Genomic DNA, 19,978 nt, shown 5'->3' with positions numbered 1-19,978 from the left:
GCCCTTGCGCCCCATGCCAGATCAGACACGCCATATCGCTTTCTTCTTGCCCACATTCCCGGCGGGCGGCCAGGAACATACCACGCTGTTGCTCATGAAAGGCCTCGTCGAGCGCGGGCACCGAGTCGATCTATTGCTCGAGCGTAAAGTGGGTGCCTATCTGCCGCGCGTGCCTGAAACCATCCCGATACATGAGCTCAAACGACGTTCACGCTGGAGTGGTTATCGACGACTGATTCCCGGCTGGCCAAGCGAGGGCTTTCGCCATCTGCGTGGGTCGCTCGGGCTCGGGCAACGCTCCATACCACTGCATCGCTTGATCGCGCTCGTCGACTATATGGAAACGCAGCGGCCCGATGTGGTGATAAGCGCCCACGACCGTGCCCCGCTGCTTGCGATCTGGGCAGCCGGAATCGCCCGACGCCGGGTTGCCACGATAGTTATCGAACACAGCCTGTTCAGCTACAACCGTGCGGCGGCACAACACGACAACCGAACGGCGGCACGCATGCAGCGCCATGAAGTTCTAATGCGCCGACTCTATCCGCTGGTCGATGCGCGTGTCGCAGTGTCGCGCGCCGCTGGCGAAGACCTCGCGGACGTCATCGGCATGCCGCACGAGGCCGTGTCCAGAATTTACAACCCGGTGGTTTCGGCCGAACTCGCCTGTCTCGCTGAGCATCCCATCGACGATGCCTGGTTCGCTCCCGGCGCGCCGCCGGTCATCCTCGCCGCCGCACGTCTCGCACCGGAAAAGAACCTCGACGTGCTGATCGAGGCGTTCGCCGAGCTACGCCACTCGGGAGTCGACGCACGATTGATACTGCTCGGCGACGGCCCGGAACGTGACACGCTGTGCCAGCGCATCGACACGCTGGGTCTGGCCGCCGAGATCCGTTTACCCGGCTGGGTCGACAATCCCTATGCATGGATGCGCCACAGCGCGCTGTTCGTCGTATCGTCTGCGTTCGAAGGCCTGTCCAATACCCTGATCGAAGCGATGGCCTGCGGCTGCCCGGTCGTCTCTACGGACTGTCCCGGCGGGCCTCGCGAAATATTGCAGGACGGCCGCTACGGGGCGCTCGTGCCGGTCGGCGACGTCGGCGCACTGGCGCATGCCATGCGATCGACGCTATCCAGCCCGACCGATCGGAATACACTCATCGCTCGGGCATCGGACTTCGCTGTCGATCGCGCCATCGATGAATACGAGGCCCTGATCGAAGGCGTCTGCGCTGCCCCGGATATACCCGCAGCCTGACTTGTCGTGATAGTGCGTTCTAATCGAATGGCTCGCTCTGACGCGCTATCGCGGACGCGTTTGCCAACCCACGTCGCAGTTCAGCGAGGCCCCGTATCGCGCCTGTCCACCACGGCCGGTGCCCCACCGGGTTGGCCGCGATCAAGCCACGCGCCGGGAAGATCGCCGTGTACGGCGCGCCATACGCAGGTGGGGCTCCCACCAGGAGCCGTCGCGGCCACGATCCCAGCCCGCGTCAATCGCCCGAGCGCGCCGCCTGTTTGCGATCACGCTCACGCATACGAAAGACCTCCCACGCCAGATCTCGACGCGGCCGATCGAGCGGTCGAAGGAACGGCACCTCGCTAAGCCAGTCGTCCCGGGCAGTCGTATAGGCTCGCCGATAACCCGCCGCGGCGGTGGCACGCCGAACCCGAACATCGGTATCGCCGAACGGGTAGGCCAGCGTGTCCACCGTATGACCGAGCCATTGCTCAAGGCGACGCCGGCCAGCCACCAGCTCGTATTCGAGTTCGGCATCCGTAGTTCGGCGTAGATCGGGATGACTGACCGTATGGGCACCAATGGTGATCAAGGGGTGTGCATCGAGTTCGACGAGTTGCTCGACACTCAGATAATCCGCGGTCAGTTCGGCAATACTGATATCGTAGTCGGCCATGAGGGCAGCCTGACGCGAGCGTCGCTCGGCCACCGTCAGCGCCTTGAGCGCATCGTGTAGAAGCTGATAAAAGTCGCGCGGTGCCGACGGCGGCGTCTCCAGCCAGTCGACGACCGATGGCCGGCTCCAATCGTCGCTCCGCGCGACCGCGCCGGCTACGCGCGCGAGCAGCGGTTCGCTACGCTCGACGAAACCGGAGGTCACGAAAACGGTGGCCGGCTTGTCGTACTTCTCGAGAATCGGCAAGGCCACCGTAAGATTGTCCGCATAGCCGTCGTCGAACGTGATGGTCGCTTTCGCCCCGTGACGGCGGAGAAATTCATCGAGATCGTCCGGATGCACGTGCGTAATGCGGTCAGCGCTGATTTCGGGTGCCGACATCGGGTCGGCAATACCGTGACCATAGAACGTGCGCCGATAGCGTGAGCGAATACGGGTCATAACTTAACTATGTAACGGTTATCGATGCCGCCATATTTTTACCGATACGCCGCTGGAATGCATGTATCACAACGTAGCGAATTAGACTTGGGAAAGCATCGAGCCGTACGAAAACCTAACCACTCAGCTGCGATCCGGGCCGCCCGAACGTCGGCACCGGCTTACTGGGACAAACTGCGTTGGGCGACCGACCGTAAGACAGCGATTTCGATTTGTATCGACTGGTATAAACGGCGAGCTAAGACGTGAAAGCTGTTTTCAAGTGGTAGAGAAGGCTCACAACGATCATCAACCATTCGGACCCGTGCGATATCAGCGTTTTGATACTCGGGCCCAAACGTGCCGTAACGAGGGCTAGGTGTGCTTCATTGCTTAAATGCGACGGTTTTTGGCGGCATGGAGCGCCTCCTGCTGCAATACACAACGGAACACGCGACCGACGGTATCATTGCCGTTAATGACTGCGATCTGGGTCCATTTGATCTCACGCTTAAAGATCATAGTGCGCCGTATCGACAACTCTCACACTTCGGGTCAATACGGTTGCCAGAGCGCCCGAAATTGCTACGCCGAAGTCGCATGCAAGCGGCCGTACTCCGATACGGCACGCCAGTCTATTGGAACTGCTTGCCTGATCGTTATTCTCGACGGATTGCCAGGCGATCGAACGCAATTTACTACGATCACTGTCTGGCATGGTATCAACCCGCTGGTTACCACCGGACCAACAAGTATTTCAGCTTTGCTATCGCGTGCTCTTATGCCAGCGCTCGAATGCTGGCCCTGAACTGGGGTTTCGAAAATCACATTTTCGTCTGTGCGAATCCAGTCTTGCGCGAACGCCCCGCTCTCGCAAAGAGCAAACCTGCGCCAATTAATCGCTGTTTAAAGATTGGCGTGGTAGGCCGATTGACCGATGTCAAAGGTGTAGCGCTCGCGTTATCCGCCATCTCGATCGCCAATCGTCGGGGTATTCCGTGCGAACTCCATGTGGCGGGCACCGGCCCCAATCAGGCATACCTTAAGCGACACGCCTTTGAGCTCGGTATCGCGTCCCGAGTCACTTGGCTCGGACACATAGAACAAGTCGACGATTTCTACGATCAAGTAGACTGCATCGTTCACGCCACGCTACATGAGCCAAGCGGGTTGGTTCTTCGAGAAGCCTGCGCGGCCGCGTGCCCTGTGATCTCAACTCGTATCGATGGCATCCCGGAGTGGTTCGGGAACTCGCCGGCCGCCCAATTGATTGCGCCGACTATCCAATCCGAAGATTACGCCAGATACTACACATCCGGTCGACCAGATATGCCCCCCGTTTGCTACGACCCGGATCTCGATTGTGTTCGTATGCCGGCGGCGCCCGACCCTGAAACAATCGCCGACTGTATCGAAAAATGGACGACGGATGCCGAAGCTTACGAGTTGGCCAGCCGATCCGCAATCGAGCTGAGTCGGTCGGAGGGACACTCCGTTGAATCTTTTAACGCTAGATTGTCAAAAATCCTTGATCGCGCCGACAAGAGCGGCCCGCAAAACCGATTTTGAATCATTGCGTCACTTCGGGGACATCAACATCCAACGCATATTGCTCGCACGCCCCTCGCTGAGCGCCAAAAGCCTCTCGTCATCGTCGAAGGCAGCCAGTTCTGAAAACTTGTTCGGGCCATAGCTTTCGCGGATGAAAAATTCAATCTCGAAGTGATCGTGTGCGCGTTCGATCAGGCGCTGCTCGCGAGCGATTCCATTTTCGATCTCAAAAGGGTGCAATTCCACAAGTACATAGCTACTGCGCAGCGCTGCCAACATACCAGATGTTAATAAATCGTACTCGCTGCCCTCGATATCTATCAGTACGAGTGCGCGCTCATCAGCGCCAAGTCGCTCATCCACTTCGAACTGGGTCAATTCGCAAGCGATATCTACCATGCCTTCGCAATCATTGAGCGCAACAGCGCGCGATAGCGCCTGGCGACCCTCAGCGCTTTTTTCGAACGCGATTACTTGCTCAAACTTTTCTAAACGCGCCATCCCGATAGCGAAATAGCCGTCTGCCGCACCTACATCGATGAATGGACCATCGACCTCGCTGGAAAGCGAAATAAGCCGATCTACAACGTGCGCTTCATACTCGCCCAAAATCTTGGATATAACATCGTAACCGCCCTACCAGCTGTCCTCGTTTAGGCCCATGCCTGCAAATGGCCCATACGCCACAACGCCGCCGTATGTGGCGTTTAGGTGATCGAAGACTCTTCGCTTCGCCGCCGCGATGCTGTACTCGAAAACGGGGGACACATTCGGGGCCTTACGCCTGCCGAGCTTTCGCTTGAGGTACTTCGTCAAGGACATCAAGACAAGAGCGTCATCACGCGTCCGCGTCCGAGCAAACTACCCCATTCTCTATAATGCTTGAGAACAACGCCTGTGTCTGCGACCGCAGGCCAACAAACCAGGCTCTTCGCTGAGAAACTTGTACAAGGTTCATATCCCACTCATGTGAAGAGTATCCAGGAAACGTTCAGCCGCCCGCTGAGGATAATGTACATCAGGCGCACACTCGTGTGTGCATGTGTTCAGCCGTTCGAGAAGGTCCTCGTCTTCAAAGAAAACGCTGACCCCGGCCAAATGTTCGTAGCTTCGCGCCGCTGCCGGATTGGCGAGTATCGGCACGCCGGCCAATAGAAAGTCGACCACGCGCGTCAACGCGCCTGTACCATGATGTTGATAAATAATCGCCGCGGTTGTAACGGCCATAAGATCGAACATGGCGGCGTCGCTGACCGCTCCATGGAACCGAATACCCGTCGCATCACAATCCTGTCTCAGCCGCTCGGAGCCGAACCCCATCACATCGATCGTGATACCGCGTGCCAGCACCCCACTATCGATGATCAGGCGCAATAGATAACGCATGCCTTCATAAGTGGGCGGATAATACGCCGACCCCATGATGAGGAATCGTCGGGGGTGGTCACCTGGGTTACGGCGTGCGCGCACCGTTGCGAGCACGCTATGCCGGTATTGGGGTGGATAATAGGGCAATACCGAACTGTCGATACCGAAAAGCGAAAGCAGCCACTGGTCTCGCTCGGAGATCACGAAACGATGGTCGGCCAGCGCGAGCTGCGCACACTCCGCGGCGAAACGATCGTGTAACCCGCCTTTGGCATAGGTAAGTTCTTCGTCGGCAACGAGCGATTCGATATTGTGTGCCACCGCAATAGTGGGAATGCCACGTGCGCGGGCAGCGGCGAAACCGCCATGGCGCTGTGTGCGCTCCCAGATGAAGCCGTCTACGCGAGCCACCGAATCGAACAGGCCGCACGCCTGTTGATAACGCATCGCCGTATTCTTGCGCCGGCTTTCCGACACCGCCGGCGCGTTGTGGGGGCCGTCGGCCAACGAGCGCATTACACGGCGCCGCGCCAGGCGGTCGTGCATACCTCGAGGCTTGGTCACGCCTTGCGAAAGGTCGACTATCTGATGGGATGCGCCCAACACGAGCTCGGCAATCTGCATCGATCGCAGATACCCCCCCGACCCCGGCGTTGTAACGGACGTGTCTCTAACGAAAAACATATACCTTCTCGATTAGCCCCCCAAAACTCCGCAGCTCGCAGTCGCGATTCTGGCCAGCGCTTGCTAGGGCTGTCGTGTTGAATGATTTTACTTAGCGCGCGCCTCAGATCGTAGCGATGATTGAACCGATATTGGAAATCAGCCATGTATCGATGCGCGTATTTAGCGAACTTAGAAGGCGCGGTAAGTGTCAGTAATCGCCTTTTTCAGGCTCCCAAGCAGGACATTGGCCCATTTGAATTCAGGGTTGAACACCGCTGCTTTGCCGGAGCCCGCCACCTGGACAATATGATCGGCAATTTCGCGCGCAGCGCGCGAAACGCCGACAACTCTTCGGAGAGCGCCACGGTATCGGCGGCCAGCGACGTATTGGCCCAGTCGGGAACTACCGCCGATGCGAACGGCATAATGCGCACCACGACGTGATGCAGCTGACGATCGTCAGTTGTCGATACCGCCAGCCCGAATGGGACCTTGTCCGCGGCGTCCCGCCGCGTTTACCGCCTGATCGCTCACCACCCAGATACGCATTGTCGATCTCCACACGCCCGGATAGACAGCGCCCGGGCTCGTGCTCGGCCATAACCTGCATCAGTTTTGCTTGATGCGCCAGGCTGCTTTATAGCTCACGCCAAGCTGGCGGCGTAGTTCAAGGGCCGAGACGTTGTTCTTGGCTTGAGTCATCAAATGCATGGCCAAAAACCTTACGGTCCGCGGGACGCCACGAGCGCTTGTTCGCATTGTGACTGTGCGCCATGAACTCCCGCATGCGTAGACCGCGTTGCATCCGTACTTGATTGATTGCCATAACGTTCCTCCGCTGTCGCTTCACGACCTATTATCAGAATCCGGTGAGTCAGACCCCGCCCCTGCCGAGTTTCGGCGATAATCAAGTAGATTCTTATCGATGTCCGATAGCGGTCGATTCATTTCCGATGCCATTTTCCAATCGTTCGACCATCGCGAAACCGCCGACAAATCCTCGTGGATCCGCCCCGACGCCGGCTATAACTCGCAGCGTCATAGCGATAACGCGCTCACAATACACAGCGAACGATGCACCTGAAGCGCGGCTTCTATATGCCGGAGCATCGCCCGCAACGGTCACGTAGAATAGCTGCAAACACAGCTACTCTATCTAGCACGATGCCGTCACCCGCAATTCAAGCCGTCTTAGGCTGATATTTTTAAAAGTAACGCTATGACATGGTTTAAGAAATCGTCGAAGGCGGAAGCCACGCCCAGAGCAGACGATGAAATCGTTAGGGCCTACGAGAACAATGAAAACATCACGCGAGAAGAGTGCCGCATTCTCTATACGCTGGTGGACGACCCATGGGATCTGGGTTCTTCACTACACTACGACTCATACGCACGTTTGATAGCGCTTGCCAACAAGTACGTCGACTGGCACGAAATCGATTGGGTAGTGGATTACGGCAGCGGCATCGGTACGTTCACGAAAGCGCTGAAGGACGCGCATCCGCATATCAAATCGCTAGGCATCGATTTCGATACCGCCCGCGTCGCCGCCGATCGCCGCTTCGGCGCGGACTTGTTCGATCACTATTACGAAATGGATGGCTCGACGACGGAATACGATCTGCTGCGGCACCGTTTTCCGGATCTTGGCATCCAGCGTTTGTGCACCTGCTTCATCAACAGCACCTACTACGTATTCAAGGAGCAGCGCCGCCGCAGTCGAATCGATCATTTCGCGCGGCTCTGCCGACGCTTCGAACAGCTCGCTCGAACCCCCGAGACACGCTATATGCTCGTAAGTGCTAGCCATACGGACCGCGCCGCAGTTGATGCCATCGACCGGCTCGGGCCCCAGTTGGTACACTTGTCACGTGAGCTTCGCGTTGCGAGCCGGATCGAGCAGTTCAATGCCGAATTGCATACTCGGATCTGGCGTCGTCGATCGAGCAAGCGCTAGAACCGCGCCGACGCACGCACCGGGCGCTCAATGCCGTGTCCTCGGTACACCTCCTCGACGCTGTATCGACGCGATCGCAGTATCGAATGAAATATCGTCTATGAATACGCACCCCTGGAAGAAGCTGCGTCGACGTATTAAGACTCGTCGTACCCGCGCCGAGGACATCGCGGTACTCAGGCCGTTCGTCGATCAGTTGCTGCAAACGATGGCTATAGCGGAACAAAACAACCCCGCACAGCTATCGCATATCGCATTCGAACTGTTCCTGCGCCAGAAACAAGATGTGACGCGCGTGAAAGCCGAGTCGATCGAGCCCCGGCACGAGCGCCGATTCGAGCGTTTTCTAGCCGAGGTGAAGAACGGCCATAGCCCGCTGACCGGCGCCGACGCTATCGACGTGCTGCACGCCTGCAACTATTTCCTGGGGCTCGACGACGCCTTCGACGATCAGGGTCTGGATATCAGCTCGCACTTTCGCATGTCATCAAGCTTTTCGACAAAAGGCCGGATGTTGTATAGCGCCGTCAAGATCCTGCGACCGGGAGCCATTGTGGAAATCGGTACCGCGTACGGCATGTCGGCCGGTTTCTTGCTGTCCGCCGCTCGACGCTTTGCGCCGGATGCCGTACTACATACGATCGAGGCCGGGGAGCCGCAGTTCACGCTTGCCCAGGAATCGCTTCTGAGCCGTCACGGCGACCGGGTTCGATGCTACAAGGGGCTTTCCATGGACGTCCTTCCCGAGGTGGCCGACAACGCTCCCGCAGTCGACCTCGTATTTCACGATGGCGCCCACGACGGGCAGATTTTCCAGAGCGATTTCGCCGCTCTGTTGCCCAGTTTACAGCCGGGCGCCGTCATGGTGTTCGACGATATCCGCTGGTTCGATAAGCACGTGACATCGCAGGACCCCGGCTGCTATTCCGGATGGACAGCGATCACGCAGAGACCGGAAATCGCATTGGCTGCGGAAATCGGCAGCAATGTCGGCGTGGCGATGATCGGTCGGTCATAGGTCGGGGCCGTCCGTCGATCGATTCGCCGGTCCGGCAGTGTATTCCGAGCGAATATCGAATCAGCAACCGGGCTAGCACTAGCTTTTTCAACAACATCGAAAACAATATCCAGCCCACCGGCCGATCAGGCAAAGTCCTTGACCGCATCGATAAACGATTGCACGTGCCGATCGAAAGCGAACAGCGTGCGTGCCCGGGTCGTGGCCGCCCGCGCCATGCGCGCATGGGCGCTCGGGTCGCGTACTACCGTCGCAACCGCTTCAGCCAAGTCGGCCGGATGGGCGAATGCGGCCGGTCGCAACGAATCAGCTTGCGGATCGTAGACCTGGGTGGACTGCATCACCGAACGTGTACCGCCGAATCGTGAATAGTCAGCATACGACTGATCGGCGTTAACCAGCAGGCCGGTCTCGCCTGGGGCGATTGTTTCTGCCATGCCGTCGACACGCGTCGCCACCACCGGCACCCCGAACGCCTGGGCTTCGATGGTGACGTTGCCCAGCGGCTCCTGGAGCGCGGGGTGCAAGAGCACATCGATACTCCGGTAGAAGGCGGGCATATCCGACACGCGGCCGAGAAACCGCAGATGCGGTTGCAGACCAAGCGTTGCCGACAGCGCTTCCAGCGCGGCACGATCAGGGCCCTCACCCGCGATCTGCAACTCGCAATCAATGCCCTGCGCACGCAGATGCTTCAAGGCATGAATGGCCAGACAAACACCTTTCTCCGAGGCCAGACGCGCCGCCACACCGATGCGTGGCCGGTGCGCCGAGAGCGTACGCGTACTCACATCGGTCGCATCCGCGGCACGCATGACCTCGGGGCGAATTCCACCAAGACACACCCGCGCCGGCCCGTCGTAGCCCCACTTGAGCTGCAGCATGCGCATCGACGCCCGGGTATTGCAGATGGCGCCACTGATTTCGCGGATGAACTGTGCAGCCGCTTTGGGTGGATGCTCGAACCAGCAGCCACCGCCCTCGCGGTAAACCAACGGTGTCTGGCTGGCCCGGGCCGCTGCAGCGACCGATGTGCGTGCAAAACCGCTCCAGGAGAACACGATATCCGAGTGCAGGCGTTTGATGCGTGCCGCCAGCGCCCGCTCGCGTAGCACCAGCGGGCGCCGCGGCAAGCGCAAGCGACCAGCGCGTTTAAACGATACGGCAGTATCGACGAACGGCGCGATATGGGGCAGCAGGTCTGGGTGCAACCGACTGCCATAGACCACATCGTGATCAAAAGCGGCCTGCACCAATGGATGGCCGACAAACGCACAAAACTGATGCTCGACCCCGGCCGGCACGTCCAGATTGATCCGATGCAGGATACGCATTACGTGGATTTAATCCTCCAGAAAATCGAAGCGTCAGCCGTTCACCGCCATGGCCGAGCCTATGCCGGGCCGGTCGCCAGACGCATGATGGCGCGATCGAGTGCCGGTCCATAATCGACGACCGAAAAACGCTGGCCCACATGGGCCAACCCCGCCCGGCTCACACGATGATAAGCCGCATCGCTGCCGAGCAACGTCATCACCGCAGCGGCAAGGCGATCCGGCGTCGGGGCACGCGGGGCGACGAGCTCGTCCTGGCGAGGATCGTAAACCCATGGCACCCCCAGTTCGGCCTGGCCATCAAGTTCGCGGGCGTATTCCGCCAAAGACCATTCCGGCGCGACCAGACTTTGTGCATGCTGTGTCGCGGCAAGTGTTTCCGGCAGGCCGTCGACCCAGGTGGCCACCACGGGGCACCCCCGAGCCTGGGCTTCGATGCTGGTACGCCCGAACGGCTCGCGCATGGATGCGACAAGCATGATGTCGATCGCATCATAGAATGCGCGCATATCATTAACACCCCCCTCAAAGCGCACGAAACGCGACAGCCCCAAGGTGTGTGCGGCTTCCCGCAGCGCCGCTTCGCGTTCGCCCGTACCGGCAATCGCCAGGCGCGCATCGATGCCATGAACGTCGCGTAGCACCTTGAGCACATGCAGCGCGATCAGATGTCCCTTGAGTTCGATCAGCCGGCCTGCACTGCCCAGCCAGATCGGCCGTTGCTGCGGTAACGCCGTGCGCGCAGCGTCTACATCGAGAATACCGTCGATCGCGCAATAGACCCGCTCGGTCGGCCCCTGCCAACCCCAGCGCAGCGCCAGCATGCGCTCCGCGGCCAGACTGTTACTGATCACGCCCTTTGCACGGGCCATATAGCCACGCGCGTGGCGGCGCTGCTCACGCCAGGCCTGCCCATGCTCGTAATGGATAAGCGGCAAGGCTGCCTGTTCGGCGATGTCTGCGATATCGCGATTGCCGATACTGTTCCACCCGACCAGCGCCGTTTCATTGCCGCGTACCAATTGGGCCGTGGCCGTACGGGCGCGCAGATGGCGAGCCGCGCGTGGCAAACGGATTCCGTGCCAGCGGGCTAGCGTGCGACGGGCAACCGTTCGCATCGGCGGTGCAACCACGGGCGTGAAACGTGGATGGATCTCGCCGTGCACGATTACGGTGTCGGCATGCGCGGCACCACGCCGATAGTCGGCGTATTGCGCAAACGATACCTCGGCGCCGCCCACGACATTCAGATTAAGCCGATAGATCAGGGCAGCCGGCGCCGCTCGACCATTCGATTCAACCGAATCGCCCATGTCTTGTGTCCTCGCCTTTGTATTCACGAAAGGCCTGGAACGTCGATTAGGCGCGTCCTACTCAGTCGACGGACGAGCGGGTGCAGCAACAGGTCGCTCATTCCGGTTCCTTGTCTACTGCGCGACTGTCCAGATAACCACGCAGGCGGCCGGCCCGCACCTGCCACTGCCAGCCATACTTGAGCCGAAAATGGCGTGGCCCGAAGGCAAAAGGCGCATAGCGTAGCCAGGCCCGAAGTGCGCCGGACCAATAGCGCAACGGCACGCCGAAGACATAGAGCCCGCGCTCAGAGCGACCATGCGTTAGCGCCATACTGCGTCCCCATAGGTAGGCGCGCGACCAGACCGCTTTCACGGTCAGTTGCTCCGGGCGCACGCGGTGCTCGGCGCGTGCCGCGGGCACATACACATACGGGTGATAACCCAATCGTGCCAGACGGTACTCGAATTCGGTCTCATCGCCCATCAGGCGATGCGTACCCCCTGGCCCGAGTCGCTCATCGAAACGGTGCTCGCCGATGGCGCTGCGCCGGATCATCATGTTCGGGCCGAGCGGCACACGGGTCGTCAGGCCCTCATCTTCACGTGCCTCGTAGTAGGCGAACATGGGGCTCTGGCGTACGTAGCGCTGGTCTTGAACCCAGTCCGGCGCACCGGCGGGAAATACGGGAATAATCGGGCCGCCGAAGATTGCATGATCCGGCCAGCGCCCTGCGGCGTCGATGTAGGATTGCAGCCAAGCGGGGCCCAGATTGACGTCGTCGTCGATAAAGACGACCAGCCCATCGTCGATCTGCTCGAGCGCCCTGTTGAGCGCGCGCGGCTTGCCTGGCTTGCCCTCGCGCAGCGGGTGCAACGAAAATCTGGCGTCACTTGCGAAACGATTCAGTACATCGGGCGTTTCATCCGTACTGGCATTGTCGACCGCAATCACACGCCAAACTGCATCTACCTGTTGTTGCGCTAGACATTCCAACGTAACCGCAAGCGACTGAGCGCGGTTGTGTGTGGCTACCACCACAGCAACCGGGGGGCGAGCGTCAAACAACGCGCGTTGATCAGCCATTGCGACTAGCCTTTGGAATCGAACAGACAAATCAGCATTAAACGCCGGCACGCCCACAATACCGGCGTATATGCTCGTTGAAGCAATACTGACGCGCGCGGAGAAAATTCCGCTGCATCCGGTGTTATCTTGAGCTCAAACGCACAGGCACCCTGCAGAATGGAAATACCAAACGAGCAGGCGCGTCATGATAACAATCTGAATCGGGACATGAGTGAGTTGGGCAACCATCCAGTCAAATCCAACCCAGCACCATCTGCCATGTGGCACGCTGCGAACGCTACGTCAGAATCTGCGCGGCAACCACGCGTTACGGTTTTCATACCGGCGTTTAACGTCGAACGCTATATTTCCGACGCGATCCGAAGTGTCCTGGCCCAAACCTTCACGGACTTTGAACTTCTCGTCATCGACGATGGGTCGACAGACGCTACATCGGCGGTCATCTGTAGTTTTGCGCACGACTCACGATTGCGGGCCGTATCCCATATCCAAAACCTAGGCAGGCCAGCCACCCGAAATCACGGTATCGACCTTGCGTGCGGTGAATATATAGCATTCCTCGACGCAGACGACATGTGCGCTGCAAACCGTCTCGAACGCCAGGTTTCATATCTTGACGCAAGTGGAGACGTGGCCGGCGTGGGAAGCTGGATGAACTCGATCGATACGAACGGCAACCCACTGGTTGGACAGACTTACCAATTACCAACTGCGCCGGACGATATCGCCTGTCGAATGCTCTACGAATGCGCTCTCGCGCAAAGCTCGATGACGGTTCGGCGCTCAGCATTCGAAAACTACCGTTACGTCGATGAGTTCTGGATTGCGCAGGATTACGAGCTGTGGGCTCGTATGATCAGAACACTTCGCTTTGCCAACCTGGCCGCATTGCTGACCGACTACCGGCGTCACGAAGCCCAGGTTTCGGTAACCCAAACCGCAGCCCAGCAAGCAGCCGATCTGGCGATTTATAGCCGTCAACTCGCTGCGCTTGATCTCGAGCACAGCGACCATGATCTATTGCGACACGGCTGCCTGTTCAAATGCCACGGCCGCAAACCGGTGCTCGAACACACGGGTCGACCGTTCGATACAAACTATCTGCGCTGGTGCCGGATATGGCTGGAAAAATTACTGCATGCGAATGAACGACACCAGATCTCTCCAGAACCGGCATTTTCCAACATGATCGTACATCGTTGGTTGTTTGCGTGTCGCAAAGCGGCACGTACCAGCTCCTGGTTGACGGTCGCGGTTGAGTTTTCGAAATCCTCGCTTTCTTTGCGTGTCACTACTTACCACTGGAATAAGTCCAAAACCGCTGCGCGGCCTGCCCCCTGACGACCCGAAGCGATCATTACTCACGTCAAATTCACGTAACGGTCTATCTGTTTTATGAGGTTATTCGGAAAACCCGCGAAGCCCACGCCAGCGCCGCGCTCCAGCGATGAAATCATCCACGCCTACGAAAACAACGAAAACATCACGCGTGACGAGTGCCGAATACTCTACGACCTGGTCGAAGCCCCCTGGGATCTGGGCTCGCAGACACATTATGAATCCTATGCCCACTTGATCGCGGTCACCGACAAGTACATCGACTGGGCCAATATCGACTGGGTGGTCGATTACGGCAGCGGTGTCGGGACGTTCACCAAGGCGCTCAAGGATGCCCACCCGCATATTCGCTCGCTCGGCATCGACTTCGACCGTGCGCGCGAAGCGGCCGACCGGCGTTTCGGGAACGATTTGTTCGACGCGTTCTATGAGATGACACCCGGCATCAGTGAATACGACCTGATGCGCGATGGCTTGCCGGATATCGATCTCGCACGTGTGTGTATCTGCTTTATCAACAGTACCTATTACGTGTTCACAGAGCAGCGGCGACGCCAGCGAATCGAACATATGTCACGCCTGATTGGGCGCTTCGAGGAACGAGCTCGAGCCAATGCCGTCAAGTATCTGCTCGTGACCGCCAACAATACCGACCGTGCGGCGGTCGATGCGATCAACAAGCGCGGCGCAGAATTGGTCTATCTATCACGCGATCTGGAACTGGCCAGCCGTATCGCACAGTTCAATTCCGAACTGCATACCCGCGTATGGCAACGATGAGTCGAGATCAATTGTGTTCGTTGGCGCCCTGCTGCATATCGCTGATCCAGGCCTGCCATATTGCGGCCACCGCACGGCGCTGTTCGGCGTATTCATCGGCCTTGATCATGGCTCGCTGACGTTGCAGCGACTGCGCATGGATGATGCGCCGATAACGTCGATAAGCCGAGGTAAGCGTCTTGATGTCGGCGTATTCCGCCCGCCCAGCTGATTCGTAGGTTTCCAGTACCCGAATCGCGTCGGTAAAGATCAAAAGTTCCGGGCACTCTGCACCGTAGGCGAGTGCGATGAACTGGGCGATGAACTCGATATCGATCAGCCCGCCGGGCATTTGTTTTACGTCGAGACATTCACCCTGACTTTCGTCCTTGACCCCGCGCATGCGATCCCGCATACCGCAGACCTCGCGCGCCAGTTCTTTCATATCGCGGCGCTTGCCGAGCACCGCGCGCCGGATCTCGTCGAAGCGCGTGCCTAGGCCCGCGTGGCCGCTGACCGGCCGCGCGCGCACCAGCGCTTGATGCTCCCAGGTCCAGGCGTGCTCCTGCTGATAACGTTCGAAGGCATCGATGTGCGTGACCATCATGCCGGCCTTGCCGCTAGGGCGCAGACGCATATCGATTTCATATACCCGCCCGGCCGCGGTCTGCGTACTCAGCACATGGATCAGGCGCTGCGCCAGGCGCGTAAAAAACGCCTGGTGCGTAAGCTGACGATCACCGTCGGTCATCGCCTGGGTGGCGCCGCCGTAGACGAATACCAGATCCAGATCGGAGGTATAGCCCAGCTCCAGACCACCCAACTTGCCGTAGGCGATGATTGCGAACGGGGCGCGTTCGCCGTTGTGGTCGCGGGGTGTGCCATAGCGACGGGTCATCTGATGCCAGGCCATATCAAGGGCCACATCGAGTACGAGTTCGGCCAGCTCGGTGAGATGATCGGACACGATCATCAGCGGCATGGAATTACTGACGTCCGCCGCGGCAATACGCAACGTCGCACTCTGCTTGAAGCGCCGCAGCGTATCCATACGCAGTTCGAGATCATCCGCGTCGATGGCCGCCATATCGGCGGCAAGACTGGCCGCCAATTCGGCACGCCGCGGCGGGCGATAGAGCTGGCGCGGGTCCAACAGACTGTCTAGCAACGAGGGCTGCGCGCGGATACGACTGGTAATCCACTCACTGGCCGAACACAGCCGCATGAGCGTGGACAGTGCAGCCGGATGCTCCACCAACAAGGCCATGTACGTGCTGCGGCCGACGATGGCGGACAAAACACCAATGGTGCGCGTGATCGCCAAATCGGGATCGTCGGCGCGGGCGGCGGCACCGAACAACAACGGAATCAGCCGCGCGATCCAGCGCCGCCCGCGATCCTCGAGGCCACGATAAAGACTCTGGCCCTGGATCTCTGCCAATGCCTCGCGTACGGCAACGACATTCTCGATGCCATATTCGGCCAGCAACTCGCGCGACTGCGCTTCGTCGAGATCGCCATCCCAGAAAGCGCTCAGGCGCTGGGTTTCCGCGTCGGCCGAGGTGTCGTCAGCCTGCGGCGACACGAAGACCTGCTCGAACGCCTGGTGGACGCCATCCCGCGTGTCCTGCATGGCCTGGCTGAACGCGTTCCAGCTGTCGTATCCCATCGACTCGGCGAGCGCCACGCGCTCTTGCTCGTCTTCGGGCAGCTCGTGGGTCTGGCGGTCGTCGACCATTTGCAGTCGATTTTCGGCACGACGCAGGAAGCGATAGGCGGTTTCCAGCTCCTGTGCTGTGTGCGACGGTAAATGGTCGTCTTGCGCCAAACGCTTGAGCGTCGGTAGCAAGCGGGCATCCTGCAGCGAGGGCTCCTGGCCGCCACGAATCAGCTGAAACGCCTGGACGATAAATTCGATTTCTCGAATGCCGCCGCTGCCGAGCTTTATGTTGTTCTGCAATTCGGCCTTGACGACCTGTCGATCGATCAGCGCTTTCATCTCGCGAATCGACTCGAACGTGCCGTAATCGAGGTAGCGCCGGTACACGAACGGACGCAGCGCCCGAATCAGGCTTTGCCCGCCGTTCAGATCGCCGGCCACCGGCCGTGCCTTGACCCAGGCGTAGCGTTCCCATTCGCGCCCGTGCGCCTGGTAGTAATTCTCCATTGCCGTGATGCTCGCGGTCAGCGCGCCGGAATCGCCGAACGGCCGTAATCGCGTATCAACGCGATAGACAAACCCCTCGGCTGTCGTTTCGCTCAGGATCTGGACCAGCCGCCGGGCAACGCGCTTGGTATAGCCTTCGGCATCCAACGGCTTGTCGCCATCGGACTCGCCCGGCCCGCGGTAGGCAAAGATCAGATCGATATCCGAAGAAAAATTCAGTTCACGACCGCCAAGCTTGCCCATGCCGATCACGATAAGCCGCTGCGCGTGGCCTTCGCTATCGCGCAAGACGCCGTGCCGTTCCTGAACAGCCTGCTCGGCCGCGACAAGCGCTGCCTCGATACAACGATCGGCCAGGGTGCTCAATGCCCCCAGCGTGGTTTCCAGCGCATCGATGCCGGCCAAATCACGCCAGGCGATGATCGCCATGCTTTCGTTTCGATAGGCTCTCAGCGCGGCGTCGAACGCATGCCCGGATACCGGCTGTGGCGCCTCGTCGACGATCTGCGCATCGATGTCATCGAATCGGCCGTGGCGGGCGAGCGCCTCAAAACGGTCGGGATTGTGTTCGCACCATGCGTCGAGAAAATGGCTCCAGCGGCGCACCTGCGCATCGGTTTCGGGTTGAGGCACTCAGAACACTCCGAATCGGTCGTCGGTCAACGCGCATGGTATCGCTGTTATCGGGTCGTGCCATCCCTATATGTGGCTCACCAGCAAACACGCCCGCAGGAACCATTGCTGCGCCGATGTTTGCCGAATCCCCTCGTTGCTGAAAGCACCAATCCGCCAACCCGCCGCCTCGATCGTCTGGCGCAGTCGGCCCGAACACATAAACAAATGCCCCCGCGCGACTACCCGCGTATGCGCGTTGCGCCCTCACCCCATATCGCACGCATAAAAAAGCCCCGCACGAGGCGGGGCTTTATTCACGCTGGGATTGGCATCCCGGACGTGGACCGCATGATTTACATCATGCCGCCCATTCCGCCCATGCCACCCATGCCGCCCATATCGGGGGCACCGCCCTTGTCGTCGTCCTCGGGGACGTCGGTCACGGCGGCTTCGGTCGTCAGCATGAGGCTGGCGATGGAAGCGGCGTTCTGCAGCGCGGTACGGCTGACCTTGGTCGGGTCGAGAATACCCATGGCGACCATGTCACCGTATTCGCCGGTCGCGGCGTTGTAGCCGTAGTTGCCTTCCTTGGAAAGCACTTCGTTGACCACGACGGACGGCTCGGCACCGCTGTTGTGCACGATCTGGCGCAGCGGCTCTTCGACCGCACGACGCAGGATACGGATACCCGCGTCCTGATCGGCGTTGTCGCCCTTGGCGTTTTCGATCGCCTTGAGGGTGCGCAGCAGGGCCACGCCGCCGCCCGGGACGATGCCTTCTTCGACGGCTGCACGGGTGGCGTGCAGGGCGTCTTCGACACGCGCCTTCTTCTCTTTCATCTCGACTTCGGTGGCCGCACCGACCTTGATCAGTGCCACACCGCCGGCGAGCTTGGCCACGCGTTCCTGCAGCTTCTCCTTGTCGTAGTCCGAGGAGCTTTCCTCGATCTGCGCACGGATCTGCTTGATGCGGGCTTCGATATCGCTGTTCGGGCCGGCGCCGTCGATGATGGTGGTGTTCTCTTTCGAGATCTGCACCTTCTTGGCTTCGCCCAGATCATCCAGCGTGGCCTTCTCGAGGCTCATGCCGAGATCTTCCGAGATCACGGTGCCGCCGGTGAGCACGGCCATGTCTTCCAGCATCGCCTTGCGACGATCGCCGAAACCGGGCGCCTTCACAGCGGCGACCTTGACGATGCCACGCATGTTGTTGACCACCAGCGTCGCCAGGGCTTCGCCCTCGACGTCTTCGGAGATGATCATCAGCGGACGGTTCGCCTTCGCCACGTTCTCCAGCAGCGGCAGCATGTCGCGGATGTTGGAGATCTTCTTGTCGTGGAGCAGGATGTACGGGTTATCCAGCTCAGCCTGCATTGTCTGGTTGTCGGTGACGAAGTACGGCGACAGATAACCGCGGTCGAACTGCATGCCTTCGACGACATCCAGCTCGTTGGACAGGCCGGAGCCTTCCTCGACCGTGATCACGCCTTCCTTGCCGACCTTGTTCATCGCATCGGCGATGATCTTGCCGATATCGGCGTCGGAGTTGGCCGAGATCGAGCCCACCTGGGCGATGGCTTTTTCGTCGTCGCAGGGCTTGGACAGGTTGGCCAGTTCGGCCACGGCCGCGTCGACGGCCTTGTCGATGCCGCGCTTGAGATCCATCGGGTTCATGCCCGCGGAAACGGCTTTCACGCCTTCGCGCACGATGGCCTGGGCCAGAACCGTGGCGGTGGTGGTGCCGTCACCGGCGATGTCGGAGGTCTTGGAAGCGACTTCCTTGACCATCTGCACGCCCATGTTCTCGAACTTGTCTTCGAGTTCGATTTCCTTGGCGACCGAGACACCATCCTTGGTGATCGTCGGCGCGCCGAAGCTCTTGTCGAGCACGACGTTGCGGCCCTTCGGGCCGAGCGTCACCTTGACGGCGTTCGCGAGCGTGTTGACGCCGCGTACCAGACGCGAGCGTGCGTCTTCGCCAAAACGTACTTCTTTAGCTGCCATTGCTAGCTTCCCCTAAATACTGTGTGCGTAAACGGTGAACGTCAGCGACGCGGGCTTAGCCCAGCACCGCCAGGATGTCGTCTTCGCGCATCACGACGACTTCGTCACCGTCGACCTTGATTTCGGTGCCCGAGAACTTGCCGAACATGACCTTATCGCCGACCTTGACTTCCGGCTTGCGCGTTTCGCCGTTATCCAGTGGCTTGCCGTTGCCAACAGCGACGACTTCGCCGCGCTGGGGCTTTTCGGCCGCCGTATCGGGAATGACAATACCCCCGGCCGTCTTCTGCTCTTCCTCGAGCCGTTTGATGACGACACGGTCATGTAAAGGACGGATATTCATGCCACCCTTCTCCTCGAAACGTTGGTTGTTGATCAAAACATATTGCCGACGTGCCATCTTCGGCCGCCGGGAGAGAGCGTCTTCATTGACGTTCTCAATCACCGCCATTGATGCGGCCGTGGCGCAGCCTTTCAAGAG

16 protein-coding genes are annotated in these 19,978 nt (G+C 59.6%); 7 read left to right on the top strand and 9 right to left on the bottom strand.

Annotated elements, in window-relative coordinates:
* The first annotated feature begins 13 nt into the window (after positions 1-13).
* Entirely contained in the window at positions 14-1,261 is a 1,248-nt protein-coding gene (locus S4A8_RS10585) for a glycosyltransferase (protein WP_353220124.1), read from the top strand.
* 235 nt (positions 1,262-1,496) lie between these two features.
* On the opposite strand, the gene S4A8_RS10580 is transcribed toward S4A8_RS10585, so the two are convergent.
* A complete protein-coding gene (locus S4A8_RS10580) occupies positions 1,497-2,360 on the bottom strand; it encodes a polysaccharide deacetylase family protein (protein WP_353220123.1) in 864 nt (287 codons plus the stop codon).
* 396 nt (positions 2,361-2,756) lie between these two features.
* On the opposite strand from S4A8_RS10580, the gene S4A8_RS10575 reads away from it, so the two are divergent.
* Positions 2,757-3,908: a glycosyltransferase gene (locus tag S4A8_RS10575; protein WP_353220122.1), complete on the top strand. Its 1,152-nt coding sequence runs from the start codon at positions 2,757-2,759 to the stop codon at positions 3,906-3,908.
* A gap of 9 nt (positions 3,909-3,917) precedes the next feature.
* Here S4A8_RS10575 and S4A8_RS10570 read toward each other — a convergent pair whose 3' ends face one another.
* Together S4A8_RS10570 and S4A8_RS10565 are read right to left on the bottom strand one after the other, a co-directional pair.
* Positions 3,918-4,499 carry a class I SAM-dependent methyltransferase gene (locus S4A8_RS10570; RefSeq protein ID WP_353220121.1) on the bottom strand — a complete coding sequence of 194 codons (582 nt, stop codon included), beginning with the start codon at positions 4,497-4,499 and terminating at the stop codon, positions 3,918-3,920.
* 345 nt (positions 4,500-4,844) lie between these two features.
* A complete protein-coding gene (locus S4A8_RS10565) occupies positions 4,845-5,882 on the bottom strand; it encodes a hypothetical protein (RefSeq protein ID WP_353220120.1) in 1,038 nt (345 codons plus the stop codon).
* 204 nt (positions 5,883-6,086) lie between these two features.
* On the opposite strand from S4A8_RS10565, the gene S4A8_RS10560 reads away from it, so the two are divergent.
* From S4A8_RS10560 to S4A8_RS10550, 3 genes are all read left to right on the top strand, one after another.
* Positions 6,087-6,368: a hypothetical protein gene (locus tag S4A8_RS10560; protein WP_353220119.1), complete on the top strand. Its 282-nt coding sequence runs from the start codon at positions 6,087-6,089 to the stop codon at positions 6,366-6,368.
* A gap of 775 nt (positions 6,369-7,143) precedes the next feature.
* Positions 7,144-7,881 carry a hypothetical protein gene (locus S4A8_RS10555; protein ID WP_353220118.1) on the top strand — a complete coding sequence of 246 codons (738 nt, stop codon included), beginning with the start codon at positions 7,144-7,146 and terminating at the stop codon, positions 7,879-7,881.
* Positions 7,882-7,981: 100 nt separating this feature from the next.
* Complete coding sequence (locus S4A8_RS10550; protein WP_353220117.1) at positions 7,982-8,899, top strand: O-methyltransferase; 918 nt, start codon at positions 7,982-7,984, stop codon at positions 8,897-8,899.
* Between the two features lie 125 nt (positions 8,900-9,024).
* Here the strand turns inward: S4A8_RS10550 and S4A8_RS10545 are convergent, their stop codons facing one another.
* The 3 genes from S4A8_RS10545 to S4A8_RS10535 all read right to left on the bottom strand — a co-directional run bounded on the left by S4A8_RS10545 (position 9,025) and on the right by S4A8_RS10535 (position 12,612).
* Positions 9,025-10,233, bottom strand: a complete 1,209-nt coding sequence (locus S4A8_RS10545) for a glycosyltransferase (protein WP_353220116.1) — start codon at positions 10,231-10,233, stop codon at positions 9,025-9,027.
* 59 nt (positions 10,234-10,292) lie between these two features.
* A complete protein-coding gene (locus S4A8_RS10540) occupies positions 10,293-11,546 on the bottom strand; it encodes a glycosyltransferase family 4 protein (RefSeq protein WP_353220115.1) in 1,254 nt (417 codons plus the stop codon).
* Between the two features lie 97 nt (positions 11,547-11,643).
* Positions 11,644-12,612, bottom strand: a complete 969-nt coding sequence (locus S4A8_RS10535) for a glycosyltransferase family 2 protein (RefSeq protein WP_353220299.1) — start codon at positions 12,610-12,612, stop codon at positions 11,644-11,646.
* 159 nt (positions 12,613-12,771) lie between these two features.
* On the opposite strand from S4A8_RS10535, the gene S4A8_RS10530 reads away from it, so the two are divergent.
* Complete coding sequence (locus S4A8_RS10530; protein WP_353220114.1) at positions 12,772-13,956, top strand: glycosyltransferase family 2 protein; 1,185 nt, start codon at positions 12,772-12,774, stop codon at positions 13,954-13,956.
* Positions 13,957-14,010: 54 nt separating this feature from the next.
* Positions 14,011-14,733, top strand: a complete 723-nt coding sequence (locus tag S4A8_RS10525) for a class I SAM-dependent methyltransferase (RefSeq protein ID WP_353220113.1) — start codon at positions 14,011-14,013, stop codon at positions 14,731-14,733.
* A 7-nt stretch (positions 14,734-14,740) separates the two neighbouring features.
* Here the strand turns inward: S4A8_RS10525 and glnE are convergent, their stop codons facing one another.
* The 3 genes from glnE to groES all read right to left on the bottom strand — a co-directional run bounded on the left by glnE (position 14,741) and on the right by groES (position 19,840).
* Positions 14,741-17,512 (bottom strand): bifunctional [glutamate--ammonia ligase]-adenylyl-L-tyrosine phosphorylase/[glutamate--ammonia-ligase] adenylyltransferase, encoded by a 2,772-nt coding sequence (gene glnE, locus S4A8_RS10520; protein ID WP_353220112.1) that lies wholly within the window; start codon positions 17,510-17,512, stop codon positions 14,741-14,743.
* A gap of 335 nt (positions 17,513-17,847) precedes the next feature.
* Entirely contained in the window at positions 17,848-19,497 is a 1,650-nt protein-coding gene (groL, locus tag S4A8_RS10515) for a chaperonin GroEL (protein ID WP_353176109.1), read from the bottom strand.
* 55 nt (positions 19,498-19,552) lie between these two features.
* Positions 19,553-19,840: a co-chaperone GroES gene (gene groES, locus S4A8_RS10510; RefSeq protein WP_006913560.1), complete on the bottom strand. Its 288-nt coding sequence runs from the start codon at positions 19,838-19,840 to the stop codon at positions 19,553-19,555.
* Between the last annotated feature and the right edge of the window lie 138 nt (positions 19,841-19,978).

Source organism: Salinisphaera sp. S4-8 (genome assembly GCF_040361235.1).
GTDB lineage: Bacteria > Pseudomonadota > Gammaproteobacteria > Nevskiales > Salinisphaeraceae > Salinisphaera.
This window is presented reverse-complemented; position numbering and strand designations above follow the sequence as displayed.